The sequence below is a fragment of the Dactylosporangium sp. NBC_01737 genome, from assembly GCF_035963215.1.
In the GTDB taxonomy this organism is placed as follows: Bacteria; Actinomycetota; Actinomycetes; order Mycobacteriales; family Micromonosporaceae; genus Dactylosporangium.
In genome coordinates this window covers 10,228,682-10,246,640 of record NZ_CP109153.1, presented here as the reverse complement: position 1 = coordinate 10,246,640, position 17,959 = coordinate 10,228,682, and the positions used below count along the sequence as shown (strand labels likewise).

General features: G+C 70.2%; 19 protein-coding genes and 2 pseudogenes. 13 read left to right on the top strand and 8 right to left on the bottom strand.

Going from position 1 to position 17,959, the window contains the following annotated elements; translation table 11 throughout:
• Genes OHA72_RS47020 through OHA72_RS47005 form a run of 4 tightly spaced genes read left to right on the top strand, consistent with a single transcriptional unit; the run spans window position 1 to window position 3,467 of the window.
• Window positions 1-714: a hypothetical protein gene (locus OHA72_RS47020; protein ID WP_327002604.1), complete on the top strand. Its 714-nt coding sequence runs from the start codon at window positions 1-3 to the stop codon at window positions 712-714.
• Window positions 701-1,546, top strand: a complete 846-nt coding sequence (locus tag OHA72_RS47015) for an MBL fold metallo-hydrolase (protein WP_327002603.1) — start codon at window positions 701-703, stop codon at window positions 1,544-1,546. Before OHA72_RS47020 ends, OHA72_RS47015 begins: the two co-directional genes overlap by 14 nt.
• On the top strand, window positions 1,528-2,484 hold the full coding sequence (locus tag OHA72_RS47010; RefSeq protein WP_327002602.1) for a D-2-hydroxyacid dehydrogenase family protein: 957 nt from the start codon (window positions 1,528-1,530) through the stop codon (window positions 2,482-2,484). Before OHA72_RS47015 ends, OHA72_RS47010 begins: the two co-directional genes overlap by 19 nt.
• Window positions 2,481-3,467, top strand: coding sequence for a cyclase family protein (locus OHA72_RS47005; protein ID WP_327002601.1), 987 nt, complete (start codon window positions 2,481-2,483; stop codon window positions 3,465-3,467). The genes OHA72_RS47010 and OHA72_RS47005 overlap by 4 nt, the downstream gene beginning before the upstream one ends.
• Here OHA72_RS47005 and OHA72_RS47000 read toward each other — a convergent pair.
• The gene (locus OHA72_RS47000; protein WP_327002600.1) at window positions 3,414-3,719 is read right to left on the bottom strand and encodes an MFS transporter; all 306 of its coding nucleotides are present in this window, start codon (window positions 3,717-3,719) and stop codon (window positions 3,414-3,416) included. The two genes, OHA72_RS47005 and OHA72_RS47000, sit on opposite strands and share 54 nt — an antisense overlap.
• A gap of 283 nt (window positions 3,720-4,002) precedes the next feature.
• Here OHA72_RS47000 and OHA72_RS46995 point away from each other — a divergent pair.
• A pseudogene (locus tag OHA72_RS46995) lies at window positions 4,003-4,245 on the top strand (IS6 family transposase); the annotation flags it as partial.
• Between the two features lie 459 nt (window positions 4,246-4,704).
• On the opposite strand, the gene OHA72_RS46990 reads toward OHA72_RS46995, so the two are convergent.
• The 6 genes and pseudogenes from OHA72_RS46990 to OHA72_RS46965 form a co-directional block, all read right to left on the bottom strand.
• Window positions 4,705-5,229 carry a 2'-5' RNA ligase family protein gene (locus tag OHA72_RS46990; protein ID WP_327002599.1) on the bottom strand — a complete coding sequence of 175 codons (525 nt, stop codon included), beginning with the start codon at window positions 5,227-5,229 and terminating at the stop codon, window positions 4,705-4,707.
• Between the two features lie 325 nt (window positions 5,230-5,554).
• Window positions 5,555-6,649: a CapA family protein gene (locus tag OHA72_RS46985; RefSeq protein WP_327002598.1), complete on the bottom strand. Its 1,095-nt coding sequence runs from the start codon at window positions 6,647-6,649 to the stop codon at window positions 5,555-5,557.
• A gap of 718 nt (window positions 6,650-7,367) precedes the next feature.
• A pseudogene (locus tag OHA72_RS46980) lies at window positions 7,368-7,751 on the bottom strand (IS1634 family transposase); the annotation flags it as partial.
• A gap of 287 nt (window positions 7,752-8,038) precedes the next feature.
• Window positions 8,039-8,920 carry a transcriptional regulator gene (locus OHA72_RS46975; RefSeq protein WP_327002596.1) on the bottom strand — a complete coding sequence of 294 codons (882 nt, stop codon included), beginning with the start codon at window positions 8,918-8,920 and terminating at the stop codon, window positions 8,039-8,041.
• A gap of 283 nt (window positions 8,921-9,203) precedes the next feature.
• Window positions 9,204-9,446, bottom strand: a complete 243-nt coding sequence (locus tag OHA72_RS46970) for a hypothetical protein (protein ID WP_327002595.1) — start codon at window positions 9,444-9,446, stop codon at window positions 9,204-9,206.
• A gap of 153 nt (window positions 9,447-9,599) precedes the next feature.
• Window positions 9,600-10,736: a polysaccharide deacetylase family protein gene (locus tag OHA72_RS46965; protein WP_327002594.1), complete on the bottom strand. Its 1,137-nt coding sequence runs from the start codon at window positions 10,734-10,736 to the stop codon at window positions 9,600-9,602.
• 288 nt (window positions 10,737-11,024) lie between these two features.
• Between OHA72_RS46965 and OHA72_RS46960 the strand changes: the two genes are divergently transcribed.
• The 5 genes from OHA72_RS46960 to OHA72_RS46945 all read left to right on the top strand — a co-directional run bounded on the left by OHA72_RS46960 (window position 11,025) and on the right by OHA72_RS46945 (window position 14,362).
• On the top strand, window positions 11,025-11,201 hold the full coding sequence (locus OHA72_RS46960) for a hypothetical protein (protein WP_327002593.1): 177 nt from the start codon (window positions 11,025-11,027) through the stop codon (window positions 11,199-11,201).
• Between the two features lie 18 nt (window positions 11,202-11,219).
• Window positions 11,220-11,324: a hypothetical protein gene (locus OHA72_RS65180; RefSeq protein ID WP_442788393.1), complete on the top strand. Its 105-nt coding sequence runs from the start codon at window positions 11,220-11,222 to the stop codon at window positions 11,322-11,324.
• A 34-nt stretch (window positions 11,325-11,358) separates the two neighbouring features.
• Window positions 11,359-11,781 carry a transposase gene (locus tag OHA72_RS46955; protein ID WP_327002592.1) on the top strand — a complete coding sequence of 141 codons (423 nt, stop codon included), beginning with the start codon at window positions 11,359-11,361 and terminating at the stop codon, window positions 11,779-11,781.
• Between the two features lie 431 nt (window positions 11,782-12,212).
• Window positions 12,213-12,899 carry an integrase core domain-containing protein gene (locus OHA72_RS46950; protein ID WP_327002591.1) on the top strand — a complete coding sequence of 229 codons (687 nt, stop codon included), beginning with the start codon at window positions 12,213-12,215 and terminating at the stop codon, window positions 12,897-12,899.
• Window positions 12,900-12,952: 53 nt separating this feature from the next.
• Complete coding sequence (locus OHA72_RS46945) at window positions 12,953-14,362, top strand: GTPase family protein (protein WP_327002590.1); 1,410 nt, start codon at window positions 12,953-12,955, stop codon at window positions 14,360-14,362.
• Here OHA72_RS46945 and OHA72_RS46940 read toward each other — a convergent pair.
• A complete protein-coding gene (locus OHA72_RS46940) occupies window positions 14,346-14,618 on the bottom strand; it encodes a hypothetical protein (RefSeq protein WP_327002589.1) in 273 nt (90 codons plus the stop codon). The genes OHA72_RS46945 and OHA72_RS46940 overlap by 17 nt on opposite strands.
• 69 nt (window positions 14,619-14,687) lie before the next feature.
• On the opposite strand from OHA72_RS46940, the gene OHA72_RS46935 reads away from it, so the two are divergent.
• The 3 genes from OHA72_RS46935 to OHA72_RS46925 all read left to right on the top strand — a co-directional run bounded on the left by OHA72_RS46935 (window position 14,688) and on the right by OHA72_RS46925 (window position 17,953).
• Window positions 14,688-15,467 (top strand): maleylpyruvate isomerase family mycothiol-dependent enzyme, encoded by a 780-nt coding sequence (locus tag OHA72_RS46935; protein WP_327002588.1) that lies wholly within the window; start codon window positions 14,688-14,690, stop codon window positions 15,465-15,467.
• A gap of 886 nt (window positions 15,468-16,353) precedes the next feature.
• Window positions 16,354-17,262 (top strand): serine/threonine-protein kinase, encoded by a 909-nt coding sequence (locus OHA72_RS46930; protein ID WP_327002587.1) that lies wholly within the window; start codon window positions 16,354-16,356, stop codon window positions 17,260-17,262.
• The gene (locus OHA72_RS46925) at window positions 17,249-17,953 is read left to right on the top strand and encodes a GGDEF domain-containing protein (protein ID WP_327002586.1); all 705 of its coding nucleotides are present in this window, start codon (window positions 17,249-17,251) and stop codon (window positions 17,951-17,953) included. The genes OHA72_RS46930 and OHA72_RS46925 overlap by 14 nt, the downstream gene beginning before the upstream one ends.
• Window positions 17,954-17,959: the final 6 nt, after the last annotated feature.

The following is a 17,959-nucleotide window of genomic DNA, read 5'->3' as shown; positions in this document are numbered from 1 at the left end:
GTGACCGGACAAGCCATCGGCGACGTCTTGCTGCACCTGCGCTGGACCGTCCCCGACGACCGCGTCCCCGGCTTTGAGGCGTGGTACGACGAGGAGCACCTGGCCGACATGGTGGACGTGCCGGGCATCCTCGGCGGGCGCCGCTTCGCCCGCGTCGAGAACGCCTACTCGTCACCCAGCGAGTTCAACTTCCTCACGCTGTACCAGCTGGCCGGCGACGAACCGCTGCGCAGCGACGAGTACAACCGCCTCTCCACCGACCCCAGCCCGTGGACCCTCGAGGCGGCCATGGGCCTGGACCTCGGCCGGACCGTGTTCCAGCAGATCCGGCCGGTCGAGGCGGAGCCGGAGCACCCGGCCGGGCCGGCGCTCTTCCACGTGCTCATGCGGGCCGACGCGGCCGTCGAGGACGACTTCACCCGCTGGTACGACGACGAGCACCTCCCGGCGATGCTCGCGGTGCCCGGTGTGCTCGGCGCGCGGCGGTTCCGCGCCATCGACGACGACGCCGGGTTCGGCGTGCACCCGGCCCAGGCCGACCATCCCTACCTCGCGGTGTACGAACTGGCGTCGCTCGATGTCGTCGGTACCGCCGAATTCAAGGCCGCGGGAAAGCGGACGCCGCTGCGCGAGCGGCTCGGCGACGCGATCGCCGCGCACGTGCAGACCTACCGGCAGGTGTTCCCCGGGAGCGGTGCGTATGAAGGTCGGTGACCTCGACGTCGTCGGCGTGCCCGACGGCATCGGCCATGTCCGGCCGACCGAGCTGTACCTCGCCGGCGGCAAGCGGCCCGAGGAGCTCGGCAAGGGCGGGCGCGACGAGGACTGGGCCGAGCACCGCGACCTGTGCCTGCCCGACGGCCGCCTGGAGATGCCCGTCGGCACGTTCCTCATCCGCACCGGCGAGCGCGTGCTGCTGGTCGACGCCGGGTACGGGCCGCAGGCCCCCGCGTCGGTCAGCGGCACCCGGCTGATGGACAACCTGGCGAGCGCCAGCGTCGGCCCGCAGGACGTGACCGACGTCGTGCTCACCCACCTGCACATGGACCACATCGGCTGGTCGGCGGTCGACGGCGTCGCGACGTTCCCGAACGCGGTCTATCGCTGCCATACAGCCGACTGGCGGTACTTCGTGGAGACCAGCGGGACGCAGGACGCCCGCTATCGCGAGGTCGCCGCCGCCACCCTGGCACCGATCGCGGACCGGTTCACCACCTGGAGCGGCGACGAGACCCTCGCGCCCGGCGTCGACGCCGTCGTGGCGGCCGGACACACGCCCGGCTGCACGACCGTGGTGCTCAGCTCCCGCGGTGAGCGGACCGTGCTCATCGGCGACGTCGTGCACCACCCGGTGCAGCTGCTCGACGACGCCTGGGCCCGGGTCGTCGACGTCGACGAGCAGCAGGCGCGCGACACCCAGGTCCGGCTGGTGAACGAGTTCATCCGCGACGGCACGCCGGTCGTCGGCGCGCACTTCCCGGGCCTGCGCCCCGGCCGGATCGTGGTCGACGGCAGCGGCAGGCGGCAATGGGCCCATTCCGCCTAGCCGTTCTGGACGACTACCAGGGCGTCTCCGGGGAGTTCGCCGACTGGTCGTCGCTGCCGGTACAGATCACCGTCTTCCGAGCCCCACTCGGTTCACCGGCCGATGTCACCCGCGCGCTCGAACCGTTCGACGCGATCGTCGCCATGCGCGAACGCACAGCGTTGCCCGGCGATGTGCTGCGCGCTTTGCCCCGGCTGCGCCTCATTGCGACAACCGGTATGGCGAACGCGGCCATCGACCTGCGGGCGGCGGCCGGGTGCGGGATCACCGTCTGCGGCACGACCGGCATGGCCGGCGCGGTCGCCACGATCGAACACACGTGGGCGCTCATCCTCGCACTGGCCCGCCGGGTCCCGCGGCACGACGCGCTCGTGCGCGCCGGCGGGTGGCAGGACGGCCTCGGCACCACACTGCATGGCAGGACGCTCGGCATCGTCGGCCTCGGCAACATCGGCCGCGGCCTGATCCCGGTGGCGCACGCCCTCGGGATGCGGGTCACCGCGTGGAGCCGCCGCCTGGCCGCGGTTCCAGCAGGCGTCGACGCGCCGGGCAAGGAGGCGTTCTTCGCCGGCGCCGACGTGCTCAGCGTCCACATCAAGCTGGCGCCGTCGACCCGCCACTACATTGGCGCCGCCGAGCTCGCGCTGCTGAAACCCTCCGCGCTGCTGGTGAACACCTCCCGCGGCCCGATCGTGGACACCGCCGCGCTCGTGGCGGCGCTGCGGGCCGGGCGGCTGGCCGGCGCGGCCCTCGACGTCTTCGACACCGAGCCGCCGCCACCCGGCGACCCGCTGCGCACGGCGCCGAACGTGGTGCTCTCGCCGCACGTCGGCTACGTCACCCGCGAGTCGTACGCGCAGTACTTCCCGCAGCTCGTCGAGGACGTCGCGGCGTTCCTGGCCGGGCAACCGATCCGTGTGCTGGAGGAGGCGCCGTGAACCCGCAGGACGTGCCCGAACCGCCGCTGTCGCCGTGGCGGCCGCCGTCGTACACCGTCGACCGGCACGGCAAGGTGAGCGGCGCCCGGCCTCGCCGCGCCAACAACTGGGGCCGCTGGGGCGCGGCGGACCAGTGCGGTACCGCCAATCTCATCACCGACGACACCGTCCGTGCGGCCGCCGCGGCCGTGCGCACGGGCCGGCGGTACTCCCTGGGACTCCCCATCGGCGGCCCACCCACCGGTGCCGTCCCGCGCGCCATGGTGGTGCGCACGTCCACCACGGCCGACGGTGTGGTCGCCCGGACCGCGGCGCACCCCGCGTACTCCGACGACCTGCTGGTCATGGGCACCCAGACCTACACCCAGCTCGACGGGCTGGCCCACGTCGCCGACCGCGACACCCTCTACAACGGCTACTGGGCCGGCCTCGTCACCGCGGCCGAGGGCGCCCGGCGGCTCGGCATCCACCATCTCATCGACGGCATCGTCGGGCGCGGCGTGCTCGTCGACGTCGCCCGCCACCTCGGCGTGCCCGTGGTGCCGCCCGGCACGGTCATCGGCCCGGCGCTGCTCGACGCCGTCCTGCGCGCCACCGGTACCACAGTGGGCCCGGGCGACGTGCTGCTCGTGCGCACCGGCGTGCTCGGCAGCTGGGACGGTGTGGCCGGCAGCCTCGTCACCGCACCGCAGGCCGGCCTCGATGTGTCGTGCGTGCCGTGGCTGGCCCGCCACGACGTGAGCCTCGTCGGCGCCGACAACTCGGCGGTCGAGGCGCTCGACGCCACCGCCGGCTCGTGGCGCATCCCGCTGCACCTGGCCGCGCTGCGCGACCTCGGGCTGCTGCTGGCCGAGCTGCTCTGCCTGGACGACCTGGCCGAGGCGTGCGCCGCGGACGGCGTGTGGGAGTTCATGTTCGTGGCCCTGCCGCTACCCCTCGTCGGTGGCGTGGGCTCCCCGATCAACCCGCTCGCGATCCGCTGACGGTCGCAGCAGATAGCCGGACGCCAGCGCGGTGACCACGGCCGCGGTGGTGAGCAGGATGCGGTACCCGAGCGCCGTGACGAGGCCCGCCCCACGCGCGATCGAGATCGTCTGCGGCACGGTGATCATGGTGCTCGCCGCGGCGTAGACCCGGCCCTGCAGGTGGGCCGGCGTGACCCGCTGGAGCAGGGTGGTGAAGCCGACGACGATCCACGGCAGGCTCACCCCGAACAGCCCGACCCCGCCGAGCACGACCTGCAGCGCCGGCGGGTCTGCAGCAGCGCCCCGACCGCCGCGGTGGACAGGCCGAGCCCGATGATCCCTCGTGTTTCGCACTTTTTGTGATCTTGGTGGTGGGTTGCCGGGGCGACACGCCGAGAACGTGTGCGGGGTTCGGCTCAGATGGGGGAAGCATCGACGGTGCTTGATTCACCCCTGTTTGAAAGTGATCCATCGATGCGGCTCCGTTGCGTTGAGCGTTGCCCTGGTCGGGCACGCTTGAGTCGTGAAGGTCTCCAACCGCTGGCGTCCTGCCCTGTCGGTACGGTCGGCGTTCTGCGGGTTCCGGTTCCCGCCGGACGTGATAGTGGTCGCGGTCCGGCTGTACCTGCGGTACAACCTGTCCTACCGCGACGTCGAGGAGTTGCTGCTCGAGCGTGGTGTCGAGGTCGACCACGTCACCGTCTTCCGTTGGGTGCAACGCTTCACGCCGCTACTGGCCGACGCGGCCCGGTTCTGCCGGCACGCACCCGGCGACAGGTGGTACGTCGACGAGACGTAGTGCGCCACGAGGCGCCTTGCTGTATCCCCAGTTCAGCTGGGAGGAATTCGGAGGGAGGTTCCTGGGTCTGATGGCTTACCTGAGGCCGAAAGGCTAGTGGGGACAAGAGCATGCCAGGAAACCAGCGGCTGTGCCCAGGCGTTTGGGGCGGTGCGTTGGGGGACCCGCGTGATATGGCGAAAGCTGGATTGCTTGAAGCCCAATCTCCAGACGATGCAACGTCCCGTCCGCCGGAAAGACGCCTGAAACCGGTGCCGCGCCCTGTGTCGGCTTCGTACGTTGGCCGGTGCAACCTTCGGGGTGTGGAGCGATGCCCAGTGAGGGTATTCAAGGAGATGAGTGGGCCGCCTACGTCACGCTGTTACGACGGCGTCGAGGCCGGCCGCCGCGCTCACAGTGTCGGTAACCTGCTGACGCACCCGGCTGCCCAGGCAATCGTACGATCCGTCTGGGCGGTCAGGGCACGTTCGGCAGCGGCCACAGCTGCCCGGTTGCGCTGTCGATGAGCGCAGCGCGGGTGATCCGGGCGGTGAGAGGGAGGAAGCCGTAAACGGTAGTGGCGACAATGGGCAACTGCTCGGACCGGGCGCGTGGGGCGATCGAGCAGTGTGGCAGCCACGCGTCGATCTCATAGTGTGCGTGCACCAGCGCACCCGTGGCACGGACCGCCTCGACCACGCCCTGCTGCCGCGCGATGAGTTCTGCCGGCACGGCGGGAACGAGGCAGATCCGGCCCCGCCGGAAGGCGCCCAGCGCGTCAAAGGTGACCTCGCAGCCGCCCCGGTCCGGGAGCCCCGCCACGGTGTCGCGGACGGCGGCGAGATCCCACCGCAGCAGGACGACGTACGACAGATGGGGGTGATGCATCCCGTGGGTGTGCGAGCGAAGTGTCGCGACGCCCTGCTCCTCGAGCCTGTTCCACAGCTTCGTCAGGGCACGTTCGGTGCGACCGTCGAAGAGCAGGCAGACAGCCAAGGCCACCGCTCGACGGTAGCTCCCTCCGGTCGAGACAGCGGCCTGCTCCCGCTCGGTCCGGGTGTCCAGAAGGTCGGATCAGACGGTGGCGAGCCGGACCGCCGTCCATGACACGGCGGGCAGCGTGGCGTGCAGGACGTCGTCGGCCACTTCGACGCGGTCGGTTGGGCGCGGAACGATTCGGTCCGGGTGCTCGGCGGTGTTGGTGGCGGTCAGACCATGATCAGCTGGGTGCACTGATTCACGCCGCTGCTGGCCGACGCCGATCGACATCGAAGGGGTGCCGCCGGTCGCGCTGGTCGTGGGGGTAATGTCGGGCGTGGCGGTGCGATCATTGCCGGCGCAGCGCGAGCATGCCATGTGCAGTTGCATCGATCCGTACGCCGAACTCGCCGCTGACCGAGTCAAGGACTTCCCGCAGCCACTCAGCGTTTTCGGGTGAGGCGCGGTGCAGCCGCATGCGTCTGGTGTGCATGGGCACCATTCGCAGGCCGGTCAGCGCGCCCGTGGACTCAACGGACACCAGGTACATCAGCCGCAGGTCGGCGCGGTACTCCTCGTAGCCGCCGATGCCTTCGTAGTCGTTGATGAGGTCGCCGCAGCCGTACAGGATGAGCCGGTCCCGGTAGACCTCGATCGGCCGGGGATGATGCGAGGAGTGCCCGTGCACGATGTCGACGCCGTCGTCGATGAGTGCGTGCGCGAAGCGGATCTGCTCGTCCGGGATGTCATAGCCCCAGTTGGATCCCCAGTGGACAGAGGCGACCACGATGTCACCGGGGCGTATATGTCGCCGTATCCGGCTGGTGATCTGCGCGGCACTGTCTTCGGAGAGTTCGGGTACGAAGTCGACGCCCGCGCGATTGTCGGTTGCGACCCACCACGGTGGAATGCCGCTGGATGCCATCCCGAACGAGAACACCAGAACACGGCCGCCACGGCCGACGGCGACAGCCGCGGGTTGCCTTGCCTGCTCCGCGTTCAGCCCGGCGCCGGCCACCTGCAGCCCTGCGTCGGCCAGCTCGTCGAGTGTCTCTTCGAGGCCATGCTGGCCGAGGTCCAGTACGTGGTTGTTGGCCAGAGCACACACGTCCGGTCGGGGAGCGACAAGGCAGGGAAGGTTGGCAGGGCTCATCCGGTAATGCACGGCCTTGTTGGGTGCGAACTGGTCGTTTCGGGTGACGCTCGTCTCCAGGTTCACAATGCGGGCATCGGGCGCTGAGTCGGCGAGCACTCCCAGTACGTCGCCCCACGGCCAGGAGAAGCCGGCGGAACGGGGAATCGGGCCGTTCGCCGCCTCCGCCAGGGCGACGTAGTCACGCGCGTCGTCCATGTATCGCTCCCGCAGTGCCGGGTCACCGGGGTGCGGCAGGATCTGGTCGATCCCGCGACCCAGCATCACGTCGCCGCTCAGGAACAACGTCAACAGGCCATCCCGTCGGGCGCCCATATCAGACATACCGGATCACCAGAGGTGCAGGGGCGCAAGATGCTGACCCGACGGCTGCGAGTGCGCGACAGGTCTTCATGTCGACGAGGAAGTACCCCGCTCATGAGAAATACACCGACACGCCGACCGGACCTACTGGTGCTCGAGCCGGGACGTCGGCGGCGGGTTCGCGGTGACCGTCGGCATGCCGTTCGACGACTCGAAGTGGTTCCACGGCCGGGAGGGCTGAGCCCGCCCGCCGGCCGAACTCGCAGCGACGTAGGGCCGGTTGGCCCGACCCTCGGCGCGAGCCCAGTCCCTGCCCCCGCGAGCCGGGTGTCCCAAGAAAAATCAACCCGCCGACAAGGCGCCTTGATCAACTCTACGCGCACTGGCCGTGGGTCACGACCGCCTGGTGAGCAGGATGACAAGAGCCCGGTGACAGGAGACTGTCACGCCGGGATCTGCGGGAGCCGGAGGGCGAAATCCTTCCGGCTACCCGACCCTGCCACCCAGGCGACGACCCGCCGCAGGCTCGACCCGTTCGGCAACCCGCGTGGCGTCCAACCGACGTGGCCCAGCACTCGGGGTTTCATCGACGCCCGGGTTCCACAGATGCGTGTCGGGTCTAGGGCGTGAAAGTGGGGGTTGAGCTGGGGAAACACGGCGTGGCCTGGTGACGGGGCGTGTCACTAGGCGTGGGTGTTTGCGCTGGTCAGCGGTGTGTGGCTAGGTCCAGGATCTTCTTGGGTGGTTCGACGTCGAGGGCGGTGAAGAGGTCGCGTTGGGTCTTGGTGGGTGTGGTGGTCTGGCGGAACGTGCCGGCGGGGCCGGTGTAGGTGATCGCGTGGAGGCGTTGCAGTTCGTCGCGGATGGCGGGCCAGGTCCGGCCGGTGGCGGTCTCAGCGATGCGGATGAGGAGCAGGGCGAGCCAGCAGAGGATGACGTGGGCGCGGATGCGGTCTTCCTTGCGGTGATAGACGGGGCGGAGGTCGATGACCTGTTTCATGGTGCGCCAGCCGCGTTCGACCTCGAGGAGTTGCTTGTAGCCGAGTGCGATGTCCTCTGTGGACAGTGTCGGGTCGGATGTGCGGAGCAGCGGGCTCCTCGCACGTCGGTGAGCATGCCTACCACACCCGGGCCGGTCCAGGGGCCAACTCGCGTTGCCGAACGACGCCGAACACCGTCCACATGCGACAGACGTGATCGACGCACTTCACCGTCACCGGGAACATGGAGGGGTCGGCGCCCGCCGCCGGTCGCACTGCCCGTCGCCGCTGGGCGCTCACACTGTCGGGCTGCCCGCTCACCCTGGCGCCGCGCACGAGGGCTATCAGGTCGGTTGGCACGCGCTCCTCGGCAACGACGCGGACCCGCCCCACGTCCTCATCCTGAGCGTCGTCTAACAGTTTGCACCCAACGCTCCATCACGGAATTCATCCGGGGCATGCGGACGCCACTGAGCACGGCCTCGATCCCGGTGTCAGCGAGGATTGTGTCCACCAGCGCGGGGTACTTGCCGTCGCGGTCGCGGATGAGGTACTTGGTTCGGCAGCCGGCGTCTTGCAGGTCCATGGCCAGGTTGCGGACAGCCTGGGTGACCCAGGCGGCGGTCGGGCGCGCAGTGGCGCCCAGGACGCGGACGCGGCGGGTGGCGTGATCGATCGCGGCCAGGACGTACAGGTGGGCCCCGGTCACGGTGACCGTCTCGAAGAAGTCCATGGCGAGGATGGCCTCGGCCTGCGAGCGCAGAAACGATGCCCAGGTGTCCGAGGTACGTTCGGGGCCGGGTCGATCCCCGCAGCGTGCAAGATCTCCCAGACGGTCGACGCGGCGACCTTGATGCACAGGACGAGCAGCTCGCCGTGGATCCTTCGGTACCCCCACGTGCTGTTCTCCCGGGCCAGGCGCAACACCAGGGCGCGGATGGACCGGACCGTGGGTGGCCGCCCGGCGCGTTTGGGTCGTGAGCGCGCTGCGTGCCGTTGGGCGAGCAGGTCGCGGGTGCCACCGGAGCACGGTGTCGGCGCGAACCAGCAGCCGGACGCGGCGTAGCACGTCGCGGGGCAGGCGATGCAGTAGCGCGGCCAGGAACGCTCGATCGGCCGGGTCGAACCGGACCTTCTCGCCGTGCAACTGCCGTTCGAGCACGGCAACCTGATGCCGGAGCGCCAAGATCTCAACATCCTTGGCCCGGTCGCTTACGGGCAGCAGGCGGAGCATCGCAAGCGCGTTGGTCACACCGAGGTACGCCAGGCGCAGAAGCATGGCGCGATCCTCGCCCAGTGATCGATGGCGATCTGCCGCGGCGTAGCAAGGCTGACCGCGATGAGATCGCATCACGCGACCCGAAGTGGCCATTACCAGGGCGGACGTGATTATCGGCACCCACAGAGTTCGGGCGGATAGCTGTGTTGGTTTCTCGGAACCCACTGCCTTCCGTCGAACTTCAGCTCGTAGGACCAGCCGCTGCCAGTCGGTGGCGGCGCGGACGTGGCGAGCATCGCGGCGACCGGCGCCGGCAATGCCGTGGGTGGGCGGCCGGTCGCCGTCACTCGCATCCGTCGTGTAGGTCGGTGAGGCGGAGCGGCGTCGGGTCGGGCGCCGAGAGGGTGAGGTCGCCGATGTCCAGTCCATGGCGGTGCAGCAGCTTGTACAGGCCGCTGGTCGTGCGCCAGTACTCCGCGCCGTGAGGGTCGACGATGTGGTTCCAGGTGCGTTCGCCGGTCCCGTCGCGGTCGAAGACCGCAGACTCGACCCGCCAGCCTCCCGCGTACAGCACCGTGACCGCCACAGTTCCTGGTTCGGCAGCTGTTTTCCCAGGTCAAGGGCGCATGGTGTAGATCACGTAACTACAAACGTGTCGTTCTGCGGTGTGTTGTTGCCTCGATGCTCGCCGTCAGCGGCGTCGTGCCGGTGGCCGTTCGACCACCGGCGACATGGCGGGTCAGTTGAGGCTGAAGCGTTGGTTGGCCTGGCCGTTGCAGTCGTAGAGCTGGATCTGCTGGCCGTTGCCGGTGCCCCAGACGTCGAGGCAGCGCCCGGACTGCACGCCGGTGATGGTGCCGTTGCTGTTGACGTTCCACTGCTGGTTGGCCTGGCCGTTGCAGCTGTAGATCTGCACGGCCGCGCCGTTGCCGGACCCTGCGGCGTCCAGGCACATGTTGCCGTAGACGGTCAGCTGCCGGCTGGACGTGAGCGTCCACTGCTGGTTCGTCCCGCTGTGGCAGTCGTACAGCTGCACGCGGGTGCCGTTGTTGTGCGAGGAGTTCGGCACGTCGACGCACCGACCCGACTGCGCGCCGACGATGCGCTTGGCACCGGACGGCGGGGGCGGCGAGGATGATGCCGGGGTCGACGGCGACGAGGACGGCGAGCTCGGCGGCGGGCTGGTCGGGTTGGTGCCGTCGGGGGCGACCGCCCGGCCGGTCTGCGGGGAGATCATGCCGGCGCAGAGGTTGCGTGCCGCCAGGCCCTGGGCGATGCGCGGGATCGCGGCGACCGTGTTGGCGGGCCAGTCGTGCATGAGGATGATCTGGCCGTTGGTGAGGCGGGCGTTGGCCTGGACGATCGCGTCGACGCTGGCGTTGTTCCAGTCCTGCGAGTCGACGTCCCAGATGATCTGGGTCAGGCCGTAGCGCGACAGGACCGACTGCAGGGTGGAGTTGGTCTCGCCGTACGGCGGCCGGAAGAGCTTCGGGGTGCCGCCGCCGGCGTTGGCGATGGCCTGCTGGGTGCGGGAGACCTCCGAGTCGATCTGGGCCTGGCTCTGCTGGGTCAGGTGCGGGTGGGTGTAGCTGTGGTTGCCGACCCACATCCCGGCGTCGACCTGCGCACGGACCTGGGCCGGGTACTGGGCGGCGTACTGGCCCTCGTTGAACATCGTGGCCCGCAGCCCGTTCTGGCGCAGCGCGTTGAGCAGGTTGCCGGTGTTGTTGCCGGGGCCGTCGTCGAACGTGAGCCCGACGTACCCGTTGCAGGTCGCGGCGTTCGCCGGGGAGGCGGCCCAGGCGACGACGGTGGTGATGGCCGCGGCTGCCGAGACAGCGACTGCGGTGGCGAGCAGACGACTACGCATATTCATGGCGCGCGCGTTCCTCCTTATAGGGCAGCGTGCAACGAACCGGTCGGCGTCCGGTTTTGACAGATGTCGATGGGGCCCAGTATTGGGTGACCTCCGCGACGGTGTCAAAGCTTTCGAAACCCCAGCTCAGCCCCGCCACGCCCGCGGTACGCGGCACCGTCGTCCTCGTCAACCGAGCGGACGTGGACGTCGTTGTGTCAGAGCGGAGGAGCGCGCGCTGAACCGATCACGTACCACGGCGAAGGACCGGTCTGGTCCACGACCTGGGGCGGGCGCCGCTGGGTGGACATGCTGGCCGGTGACATCCTGTCGCTGGCGGCCGACGCGACGGTCACCCGCCGGCACGTCGGCACCGTCGTGGTGGTCGTGCGTCCCCGCACGCGGGGCGGCGCCGTCATCGGCGTCGAGCGCGGGTTCGCGCTGGAGAACCCCGCCGGCACGATCACCCACCTGCCGCAGCTGTAGACCGGCGGCGGTGTCCGGATGAATGACGGCGGCTGCGACCCCGACGGGCGCTTCTACTGCGGCTCCATGGCGTACGACCAGCGCTGTAGGAGCTGTTCGGGGTTCGGATCTAGGCGGGGTTGATGGTTGGGCTGGCGGTGGCTGGTAGAACTCGGCTGTGGCGCGTTTCGATGTGACGGATGCCGAGTGGGCGTTGATCGAGCCGTGTCTGCCGGTGGCGGCTACGAGGCCGTTGCCGTGGCGGGCGCGGGATCAGTTCAACGGGGTCCTGTGGCGGTTCCGTACCGGGTCTGGGCGGGGTGATGTGCCTGAGCGGTACGGGTCCTGGTCGACGATCTATTCGAGGTTCAATGCTTGGGCCTGGGCCGGGGTGTTCCAGGGTCTGATGGACGCGCTGATCGCTGAGGCCGCGGCGCGGGGGTTGGTCGGGCTGGAACTGGTCAGTGTGGACTCCACGGTGGTGCGGGCGCATCAGGAGTCGGCTGGTCTGGCGGTTGCTGGTGAGACCCTGGACGCGCTGGAGCAGGCGTTGACCGAGGAAAAGGGTGTGGGGCTCGTAAATCTGGTTCGAGGGCTGTGACGTGCGGTTTTGTGCGAGATCCACCGGACGACGTCGACGATAATCCAGGCCATGAGTGCGTCGCTGGTGTACCTGCTCCTGCGTCAGATTCTGCAGATGTTGATCCAGCTCGCCCGGGACGGTGGCGCGAAGGACGTCGAGCTGCTGGTGTTACGGCATCAGGTGGCGGTGCTGCGCCGGCAGGTGCACCGCCCCGACCTGCAGCCCGCTGACCGGGTGGTGCTGGCGGCGCTGTCGCGGCTGCTGCCCCGGCAACACTGGACGGCGTTCTTCGTCACCCCCGCGACCCTGCTGCGCTGGCACCGGCAGCTGATCGCCCGACACTGGACCTATCCACACACACGCGACCCGGCCGGCCACCGGTCGGTACGGGTCTTCGCGAGTTGGTGCTGCGCCTGGCAGCAGAGAATCCGACCTGGGGCCACCGCCGCGTGCAGGGCGAGCTGGCTCGTCTGGGCTACCAGATCGCGGCCAGCACCGTCTGGAAGATCCTGCACCACGCCGGCGTCGACCCGGCACCCCGCCGAACCGGACCGACCTGGAAACAGTTCCTCACCGCCCAGGCCCACACGATCCTCGCCTGCGACTTCTTCACCGTCGACACCGTGTTCCTGAAGCGGATCTACGTGCTGTTCTTCGTCGAACTCGCCACCCGGCAGGTTCACATCGTCGGCGTCACCGCCCACCCGACCGGCGCCTGGGCGGCGCAGCAGGCCAGGAACCTGCTCATGAACCTCGACCAACGCGCCGACGAACTGCGGTTCCTGCTGCGCGACCGGGACACCAAGTTCACCACCGCGTTCGATATGGTGTTCACCGCAGCGGGCATCGACGTGCTCCGCACACCACCACAAGCCCCACGGGCGAACGCCTACACGGAACGCTGGGTCGGCACCGTACGGCGCGAGTACACCGACCGGATCCTCATCGCCGGCGAACGGCACCTGGCGAGCGTCCTTGACGAGTACACCGCGCACTACAACGGCCACAGGCCACACCGATCACTCGACCAGCGACCACCGAACCCGCGGCCGCAGGTCGTCGACCTCACCACCGCCCGAGTCCAACGACACCCGATCCTCGGCGGCATCATCAACGAATATTCGCAGGCAGCGTAACCGAACCCGTTTTACGAGCCCCACAGGCTGCCTGGCGGACCGGCCGGATCGACGTGACCTTCGCACAGGTACCGCCGCTGCGTTTCGACCTCACCGATGACGACGACGCCCGCGCCTTCGCCACCGCCGTCACCGATCCAGTGCAGGCGCTGCGGGTGTCCCGTGCCGTGTGCCGGCTGCCGCACCCCCGGCTCGACGGGGTCACCGTCATCGACACCGCCGGGTTCGGCTCCCCGTCACCGCTGCACGACCAGCTGTCGGCCGAGCTGCTGCAGCGGCGCCCGGACATCCTCGTCGTACTGCTCGACGCCCGCAGACCCGACAGCCCCCCGAGCCACGACGCGCTCGCCGCCGTCCGCCCGATCCTCGCGGGCTACGACCGTGTGCGGCTCGTCGTCGGCCTCACCCACGCCGACCGCGCCCTGCGCAGCCACCTCGCCGACCACGACTTCGACGAGGCGACCCCCGCTCTCGTCGAGGACTTCGTCGCCGTCTCGCACCGCCGGGCCGCCGCCCTGCTCACCGAGGAACTGGAGACCGACCCCGCGGCGATGCCGTCCATCCTGCCATTGGCGTTGTCCCGGCAGGCGCCGCCGCAGCTTCGGCATCAGGTGGAGGACCTGTGGAAGCAGGTCGAGCATCTCGGCGGCGCCGGCGTCGACCGCGACACCTGGCTCGCCCGCGGCCGGATGTCTGCCGCCGTCATCGGGGACCTGGCCCGGTTCTGCGCGCAACGGTCGCAGGAGCTGCGGCTGGAGCACGAGGAACTGCAACGCCACGCCGACGAGGCCCGCCAGCGGGGCCGCTCCAATCTCGCCGGCCACGCCGCGGCCCGCACCGCCGTCGCCCGGGCGGTCGGCAGCATCCGCACCGCCGTCGCCAGCGAGCGCACCACGTTGCTGAGCAGCATCGACCAGCTGCGCAGGGACAAGGACTTCCGCCGGTACCTCGCCGAGGAGTACCCCGATGCCCTGCACCGAGCGGTGACCGGTATCCGCAGCGTCGCCGAGGAGCATCACAAGGAGCTGCGCCGCAAGTTCGTCATCCCCGGCCTGCTGTCACCGATCCTGCTCGACGACCGCGTGCTGCGTCCGGACGTACGCACCACCGCCGCGGCGAAGCGCCGGATCTCGGGCCTGTCGCACCGGATCAAGCAGGGCTGGAGCCTCGCGCTGGGCAGCATCGCCGACCTCGCCGCCCGGGACCTCGCCGCTGCCCGGGCGCAGCTGAGCCGGCACGCCTACGACCAGCTCAACCAGGTCGGCCGGCACCTGGAGCACTGGGTCAACCACATCAACCGGCTCCTGTCGGCCGACCTCGCCGCCGTCCGGCGCCACGACCAGCGCCACCGCGCCCAGCTGCATGAGCTCACCACCCGCATCGAGGCGACCCGGCAGCGCGCCGGCCGGTTGCGGTCGTGCGCCCGTGACGCCGAGGCGCTGCTCGTCACACTGCCCAGGTAGCTCCGGCTGCTCGAACACCGGAACGGGCGGCTCGGTTGCGCCGCTCGCCGGGCGCGACTCCCGCACGAACTGCAGCGTCACGGCACTGCTCCTTCACCGCACGACGCGCGTCGGCCAACGCCGACACCATCGCCGCTCGCGACGGCGGCGACGGCAAGCCCACTCCGAGGAACGCGACGATCGCGTCCGACGGGCGCTGATCCTCGAGCCCGTCCCGCTCGTCGCTGTTGTCACCCATCGACACAAACCCGATCATCGCACCGCACGGCCGCGCCGGCGGTGAAACCCGCTGTCGGTTGTCGGTGTGTGGTGATACAAAGCCGCGGTGGAAAAGACTTTGGAGTTCGCCGACCTGCTGCGCCTGATGGACGAACGATCGACTGCCTTCCAGGCCGCGGTCGCTGCTGCGTCCAGCCTGGACGTGCGGGTGCCGACGTGCCCCGAGTGGACGTTGTTCGACCTGGTGCAGCATCTGGTGGAGGGGCGTCACAAATGGGCCGCCATCGTCGCCGCGGGGCCTGCCGACGCTCCTGCGGCCGTTTCCGCCCCGGTGGCGCCGCGGGAGCGTGAGGCCGTGCTGGCCTGGTTCGCCGCCTCGGTGCGGGAGCTGTTGGACGCGCTGCGGGAGGCCGGACCGGACCGTGGCTGCTGGACGTGGTGGGGCACGTCGCAGTCGCCGCAGACCAGCGGTGCCGTCGCCCGGCATCAGCTCCAGCAGCTCGCCGTGCACACCTACGACGCCCACGTCGCGGTGGGCGCCGCGCAGCCGCTGTCCGGCGAGGTGGCGCTCGACGGGGTCGACGAGTTCCTGACCACCTGCTGCGCGACGGCGGCCCCGTGGCCGCACCAGCCGGCGGTCGTCGACTACCACGCCACCGAGGGGCACTCCTGGCGCCTCTGGCTCTCCGCCGACGGCGCGCGCGCCGCCCGGCTCCCGCGCGGCGCTGCCGCCGGGGAGGGCCCGGAGGCGGCGGACGTCGCCGCCTGGGGCACCGCCAACGAGCTGGTCATGTTCTTCTACGGCCGGATTTTGATGGAGTCGCTGCGGATCGAGGGCGACCGGGGCATCTTCGACCAGCTCATCGCCTGGGATCCGGAGGTGTAGGACCCGATGCCGCGCCGCCCCGCCGGACAGGAGCACGGCGTGCCATCCCGGCGCCCGGCGCGTTCACCGAGGCCGGCAGGAAGCCCGTGACCCCCGGCGTCACCACCCGGTACGCGGCATGGCGGGCTGTCTCGTCCTGGTCAACGGGCTGCCCGGATCGGGCAAGACCACGCTGGCCCATCGGCCGGCGTCCGCCATGGCCGCACCAGTGATCTGTCATTCTCGAGTCGTGGGGGCTGTCGCCAACGGGTGACGGATTGGACCTCTATGGCTGATTGTCATGGCCATGGCCATGGCCGGGTCCGGCTGGGCAGCCTGTTGACGTTGGGATGTGCGGTTCGAGGACGCGCCGCCGGTGCGGTCGTTCCCGTCGGTGTGAGGTCAGGCCCATTTCCAGGGTCTGCGGTGGTCGGCTACTTCCCGGCGGCATGTGGGGTATGAGTCGCGGCTGGAACGGACCACGCGATGCTGTTGGACTTCGATTCTGGCGTGGTCGGGTACTCGTCTCAGCCGTTCTGGCTGCGCTGGTATGACGGGTGCCATCGGCGGCGGCATGGCCCGGACTTCTTCGTCCGGTTCCCCGTCGCTGTCCCGGTCGGGACGCCGTCGTCGGCGACGGCGCCGCGATGCCAGGACCGTTCGGGCCGCGTCCGCTCGCGTACGCCGGCCACACCGCCGTATCCGTGGGGACGGCTGACCGCGCAGGCGATCCACGAGGAGGTCGCATGCTGCCCAATGCGTGCGGTGGTTGTCGCTGGCCAGCAGGGAGCTTCGCCGGCGCGAGGCGTTTCGGCTCAGGTCGGGCTGAGGACTGCCGACTGGACAGGACGGCACCAGGGCACGCGAGCTGTCGCCGTACACCGGCGGCGGGGACACGGAGGTGGCGATGGTCGGCAGCTCGACCCGAGCGTTGGCTGTCGACGGGCTGGAGATCCTCGATGAGATCGGTCGAGGCGCCCACGCGATCGTCTTCCGTGCCCGGCGCGACGGCTGTGACTATGCCCTGAAGATGCTGCGCAGTGACCTTCCCGGGCAGGAGGATGCGGCTGCGGCGATCCGTCGTGAGGCCGGCCTGCTGGCCTGTGTGGATGATCCCTGCGTCGGGCGGGTCTATGAGGTGGGTGCTGTCGACGGTACGCCCTACCTGGTCATGGAGTTGCTGGACGGGCGCTCGCTGACGGAGATCCTTGACGCCGGTCCGCTGCCGGTGCCGCGGACCATCCGGCTCGCCGCCGATCTGGCCGGCGCGCTCGCCGCGGCGCACCGGGTCGGGGTCGTGCACCGCGATGTCAAACCGCAGAACATCATGGTGATCGCCGGTGATCAACCGAAGCTGGTCGACTTCGGGCTCGCGGTGCACAGCCAGCGCTCTGCGCACGACGAGACCGCCGGCACGTTCGCGTACTGCGCGCCGGAGCAGACCGGCATGCTCAGTCGTACCGTCGACGGCCGCGCTGACCTGTATTCGCTGGGCGTGGTGCTCTTCGAGTGTCTCACCGGCACCCGCCCGTTCGACGCCGCACGGCTGAGCCTGGAGGCGGCGTGTGCGGGTGAGCCCGATCCGGTCCGCCGCGCCGAGCTGCTCGGCCTCGTCGCCGAGGCTCAACAGCATGACTTCGCGGCGGCGGAGGCGGTCAGCACGGTCCGGCGAGCCCTGGCCGAAGCGGGGCACCGCCTGCCCACCAACCCGCTGCTGATCGTGTCCACGATCTGGCTGCTGCTCGCGGGGTTCGTGGCTGGGCGCCGCCTGCGACGAGATCCGGCGGCCCCGCTTCGGTGTGGTGGACGGTCCTGATGCGCCGGTCGTCGCCCTGCTGCCGGCGGCGCGGGCCTGGCTGGCGATCCCGTTGACCAGCCGGGAACGGCGGGTCGGCCTGCTGCTGCTCTCCGCCGGCGACCGGTACGACGACGGGCAGTTCCGCGTCGCGAACGCTCTCGCCGAGCAGGGCATGGTCGCCTACGACAACGCGGTGCTGTACTGCCAGGTGCAGCGGCTGGCCAGCACCGACCCACTGACCGGCCTGCACAACCGGCGGACGTTCTTCGAGCTGAGCGCGGCGCGGTTCACCGCGGCCGTCCGCGGCGACGAGCCGACCGCGGCGATCATGGTGGACATCGATCACTTCAAGCGGGTCAACGACGCCCACGGCCACGCCGTCGGCGACGATGTCATCAAGGAGGTCGCCGCGCGCCTACGAGGCGTGCTGCGCCACGACGACCTGCTGGGCCGCTATGGCGGCGAGGAGTTCGTGCTGCTGCTGCCGGGGACGACCGCGGCCGACGCGGCGCACCTCGCCGAGCGGCTCCGGCACGCCGTCACGGTCACGCCGATCCCGACCCGGACCGGCCGGCTCGAGGTCACGGTCAGCGTCGGCGTCACCCAGTTGCAAACGACCGACAGCATCGTCGAAGACGCGCTCGCCCGGGCCGACGCGGCGCTCTACCGGGCGAAGCAGGGCGGCCGGAACCGGGTCGTCGTCGGCTGACGCCCG